Source organism: Streptomyces sp. RP5T, assembly GCF_003933965.1.
Taxonomy (GTDB): domain Bacteria; phylum Actinomycetota; class Actinomycetes; order Streptomycetales; family Streptomycetaceae; genus Streptomyces.
Window position 1 is genome coordinate 1 of the sequence record NZ_RSAJ01000602.1, and the last position, 4,892, is coordinate 4,892.

General features: G+C 70.7%; 5 protein-coding genes. 2 read left to right on the plus strand and 3 right to left on the minus strand.

Going from position 1 to position 4,892, the window contains the following annotated elements; genetic code table 11:
* Nucleotides 1-690: NAD(+)/NADH kinase (locus EHS43_RS37330; RefSeq protein ID WP_125195060.1), on the minus strand; the 690-nt coding region annotated here is incomplete at its 3' end.
* Nucleotides 687-1,691 (minus strand): SPFH domain-containing protein, encoded by a 1,005-nt coding sequence (locus EHS43_RS37335; protein ID WP_125195061.1) that lies wholly within the window; start codon nucleotides 1,689-1,691, stop codon nucleotides 687-689. The genes EHS43_RS37335 and EHS43_RS37330, both read right to left, overlap by 4 nt.
* A 123-nt stretch (nucleotides 1,692-1,814) precedes the next feature.
* On the opposite strand from EHS43_RS37335, the gene EHS43_RS37340 reads away from it, so the two are divergent.
* Together EHS43_RS37340 and argF are read left to right on the plus strand one after the other, a co-directional pair.
* Nucleotides 1,815-3,038 carry an arginine deiminase gene (locus EHS43_RS37340; protein WP_125195062.1) on the plus strand — a complete coding sequence of 408 codons (1,224 nt, stop codon included), beginning with the start codon at nucleotides 1,815-1,817 and terminating at the stop codon, nucleotides 3,036-3,038.
* A gap of 59 nt (nucleotides 3,039-3,097) precedes the next feature.
* The gene (gene argF / locus EHS43_RS37345; RefSeq protein WP_125195063.1) at nucleotides 3,098-4,105 is read left to right on the plus strand and encodes an ornithine carbamoyltransferase; all 1,008 of its coding nucleotides are present in this window, start codon (nucleotides 3,098-3,100) and stop codon (nucleotides 4,103-4,105) included.
* Nucleotides 4,106-4,108: 3 nt separating this feature from the next.
* Here the strand turns inward: argF and EHS43_RS37350 are convergent, their stop codons facing one another.
* Nucleotides 4,109-4,561, minus strand: coding sequence for an ATP-binding protein (locus tag EHS43_RS37350; RefSeq protein ID WP_125195064.1), 453 nt, complete (start codon nucleotides 4,559-4,561; stop codon nucleotides 4,109-4,111).
* Nucleotides 4,562-4,892 lie beyond the last annotated feature (331 nt).

Here is a 4,892-nt window from a genome sequence, read left to right on the forward strand (position 1 = left end):
GACGAACCAGACCAGGCGGGTCTCCGTGGGGGCCGGCAGCCGCAGGGCCGCGCCCCGCTCCTGCCACACGGACCGGAGCCAGCCCGTGGCTCCGGTCCCCGTCCCCACCAGCACCCCGGAGGAGGCCTGGGCCTCGACGACACCCCCGTCGCCCTCCAGACCCAGGCGGTATCTGGCGGTCTGATGACCGGCGGCGCCCAGATAGATCTCGTTCAGCGCGACGAGCCGCTGGGTGTCGTCCGCGACGGCCTCGACCATCGTCAGCTCGTCGACGCTCGCACCGGCCACCGCCAGCAGCTCGGCGGTGTCCCGCGCGCGGTGCCGTACCAGGACACCGGGGTTGCGGCCGGGCTCGGTGTCGATGCCCAGCACCGGCTGGCCGGTCAGGTACTTGGCCACGTTCGCCACCAGCCCGTCCTGGCCGACCACGATCACCACGTCCTCGGGGGCGAACAGGAAACGGTCCAGGTCGGACCGCTCCACCCGGGCCTGGCGCCAGGTCAGCGGGATCGCGGCGGTCACCTCGGCGAGCGCCCGGCGGGTGCGCTCGTGGCGTTCGGCGACCTCCGCGATGTCCCGGCCCCGCGAGCCGAGGAAGAAGGCGGCCTGGCCGTGGGTGCCGTGGTGGGCCACCAACTCCTCGTACTCCGTGGTCCGATGGACCAGGACCGCGCGCGGCGCGAGACTCACTCCGGCTCCCGTGCGCCCAGCTTGGCCAGCAGTCCGGTCAGCACGTCCGGGGAGATGGTCACGCTGTCGATGTTCGGCAGGTTCTCCGCGAGCCGGGTCCCGGTGAGGGCGTGCAGGGTGGCGACCCCGACGTCCTCGTGCACCTTCAGCCAGGCGGCCTGGGCCTGCGCCTTCGCGTCACCGACGGCGCGCACCCCGTCGGCCTCCGCGCGGGCCAGCCGTACCGAACGCGTCGCCTCCGCCTCGGCCCGTACCGCGTCCGCCGCCGCGTGCTCCTCCGCCTCCCGGCGGGCGTTGGTGCCGCGCTGTTCGACCAACTGCTCCTCGCGGCGGGCGAGTTCGATCTGGCTGGCCAGTTCGTTCTCGGCGATGGTCCGCTCGCGCTCGACGGCGACGGCCCGCCGTTCGTAGGTAGCCCGGTCGGCCTCCTGCTGGATCTGCTCGCGGGCCGGGGTGCGCAGGGCCCGCTCCACGTCCGGTTCGGGTCTCAGGGCCATCACCCGGACCGCGACCACCTCGATGCCGGTCGCGGGCAGCCGGGGCTCGGCGCCCAGGCCCGCCGCGACCCGCTCGCGCACCGCCGCCACCCCGTCGACCAGGGCGGCGGACAGGGGAGTGCGGGCCAGCACGTCGAGGGCGTGCTGCTGGGCCGTCTCCGTGAGCAGCGTGCCCAGCTGCTCCAGGGGAGCGCCCCGCCATACTCCGGTGTCCGGGTCGATCGAGAAGTCCAGGCGGGCGGCGGCGAGGGCCGGGTCGCCGATCCGGTAGGTCACGGTCGCCTGGACCGCCACGTCCTGGAAGTCGGACGTACGGGCGTGGAAGGTCATGGCCAACTCGCGGTCGTCCACCGGGACTTCGGAGAGCGCGGCGGTCAGTGCGCGGAACCAGAAGCTGAGTCCCGGACCGTCGTGCAGCAGCTTGCCGCCGTGGTGGTGGCGGATGTGTGCCGTGGGTGCCCCGCGCAGGTGGCGCCAGCCGAGGCGCCGGGTGATGTCGGCCATCGAACTCCCTCTTTTCGTCCGTACGACGATAACCGGACGATCCGTTTATCGTCAAGAGGACGAGAACGGGAAATCTGTACGAACGAAGGGGTCAAGACGCTTCCCGTTGGTCAGGATGGAGGCATGGGATTCCATGTCGACTCCGAAGCCGGGCGGCTCAGCCGCGTCATCCTGCACCGGCCGGATCTGGAGCTCAAAAGGCTCACCCCCAGCAACAAGGACGCGCTGCTGTTCGACGACGTGCTGTGGGTGCGCCGGGCGCGCGCCGAGCACGACGGGTTCGCCGACGTGCTGCGCGACCGCGGGGTCGCCGTGCACCTCTTCGGCGATCTGCTCGCCGAGGCCCTCGAGGTCCCGGCGGCCCGCGTGCTCGTGCTCGACCGCGTCTTCGACGAGAAGGAGTACGGCCCGCTGGCCACCGACCACCTGCGGGCCTCCTTCGAGGCGCTGCCCGCCGACGAGCTCGCGGAGGCCCTCGTCGGCGGGATGACCAAGCGGGAGTTCCTGGAGGCGCACCCGGAGCCGACCTCCGTGCGCTTCCATGTCATGGACCTCGACGACTTCCTTCTCGCGCCGCTGCCCAACCACCTCTTCACCCGGGACACCTCCGCCTGGATATACGACGGGGTCTCCGTCAACGCCATGAAGTGGCCGGCCCGGCAGCGCGAGACGGTCCACTTCGAGGCGATCTACCGCCACCACCCGCTCTTCCGCGACGAGACGTTCCACCTCTGGTCGGAGGGGCAGGCCGACTACCCCTCCACCATCGAGGGCGGCGACGTCCTCGTCATCGGCAACGGCGCCGTCCTCATCGGCATGAGTGAGCGGACCACGCCCCAGGCGGTCGAGATGCTCGCGCACAAGCTGTTCGCCGAGGGCTCCGCGCAGTCGATCGTGGCCCTCGACATGCCGAAGCGGCGGGCCTTCATGCATCTGGACACCGTGATGACGATGGTCGACGGCGACACCTTCACGCAGTACGCCGGGCTCGGCATGCTCCGGTCGTACACCATCGAACCGGGCGTCGGCGACAAGGAACTCAAGGTCACCGACCATCCGCCGGAGCACATGCACCGCGCGATCGCCGCCGCGCTCGGACTGAGCGAGATCAGGGTCCTGACCGCCACCCAGGACGTGCACGCGGCCGAGCGCGAGCAGTGGGACGACGGCTGCAACGTGCTCGCCGTGGAACCGGGTGTCGTCGTCGCCTACGAGCGCAACGCCACCACCAACACCCATCTGCGCAAGCAGGGCATCGAGGTCATCGAGATCCCGGGCAGCGAGCTGGGGAGGGGGAGGGGCGGACCGCGCTGCATGAGCTGCCCGGTGGAGAGGGCGGCTGTATAGAAATGCCGAATATCGTATAGACTTCCAGTGTCCTGTTCCCGTCCCTCTGGAGCGCCCCCATGGCGACTGTTCCCACCGCCCTCGCCGGGCGCCACTTCCTCAAGGAGCTCGACTTCACGGCCGAGGAGTTCCTCGGCCTGGTCGCGCTGGCCGCCGAGCTGAAGGCCGCCAAGAAGGCGGGGACCGAGACGCGGTACCTGAGCGGGAAGAACATCGCGCTGATCTTCGAGAAGACCTCGACCCGCACCCGCTGCGCGTTCGAGGTCGCCGCGGCGGACCAGGGCGCCTCCACGACCTACCTGGACCCGTCCGGCTCGCAGATCGGGCACAAGGAGTCCGTGCGCGACACCGCGCGCGTGCTCGGCCGTATGTACGACGGGATCGAGTACCGCGGGGACAGCCAGCAGAAGGTGGAGGAGCTGGCCGCGTACGCCGGGGTGCCGGTGTACAACGGCCTCACCGACGACTGGCATCCCACCCAGATGCTGGCCGACGTGCTGACGATGACCGAGCACAGCGCGAAACCGGTCCCGGAGATCGCGTTCGCCTACCTCGGCGACGCGCGGTTCAACATGGGCAACTCGTACCTGGTCACCGGTGCGCTGCTGGGGATGGACGTGCGGATCGTCGCGCCGAAGACCTACTGGCCCGCGCAGGACGTCGTCGAGCGGGCGCGGGCGGTCGCCGTGGACAGCGGCGCGCGGATCACCCTCACGGAGTCCCTGGAGGAGGGCGTACGGGGGGCGGACTTCGTCGCCACCGACGTGTGGGTCTCGATGGGCGAGCCGAAGGACGTGTGGGACGAGCGGATCACCGCGCTGAAGCCGTACGCGGTGACCATGGACGTGCTGCGCGCCACGGGGAACGCGGACGTCAGGTTCCTGCACTGTCTGCCCGCCTTCCACGACCTCGGCACGAAGGTGGGGCAGGAGATCTTCGAGACCCACGGCCTGGAGTCCCTGGAGGTCACGGACGAGGTGTTCGAGTCGGCGCACTCGGTCGTGTTCGACGAAGCGGAGAACCGGCTGCACACGATCAAGGCCGTGCTGGTCGCGACACTGCGCTGAGCGTCACGCCGGGTGCCACTGGGGCGGCACCACCGGCAGCCGGAACCACACCGCCTTGCCGGTCTCGGTCGGGCGGTGCCCGCACGACGAGCTGAGCGCCCTGATCAGCAGCAGTCCCCGCCCGTGCTCCTGCCAGGGATCCGGTTCCCCGGTGTGGGGCTGCGTGAGATGACCCGGGGGCGCCGGGTCCGGGTCGTGCACCTCGACCTGGCAGCCGGTCGGCAGCAGCTCCACGACCAGCTCTATCGGGGTGTCCCCGGCCGTGTGCTCCACGGCGTTCGCCACCAGCTCGGCCGTCAGCAGCTCCGCGGTGTCGCAGTCCGCCCCGTGCTCCAGCTCGGTCAGCGCGGTGCGGACCAGAGCGCGGGCCACCGGCACGGCCGCGGCGGAATGCGGCAGCGCGATGCGCCAGGAGGCGGAGGCTGGGGGGCGATCTTGCAAGGCGGTTCCGTTCATGAGCAGGCTGTCCTGCTTTCAACCGTATGAATGGTACGGCGCTGTCGGCAGGGTCGTCCGGCGGGCACCGTACGGGACCGTCGGCCCCGTCGGCAGGCGGCTTACCCGTAGCAACGGCTTGCCTCGCACGGCTGATCCCGCCGTTGCCGGTCTGTCGACGAGCCGTGACGGATGTGACGGAGCCAGGTCACCCGCCCGGTCTCTATCGTGCACTCGTGACGACAGTCAAAGATGAGTGATAGCTTCGAAGGGCAGAGCGCACCTCGAACCTCGCATCCCGCCCGAGCACGAGGAGGCCGCACGGACATGAGCCCCTTCACCGGCTCCGCCG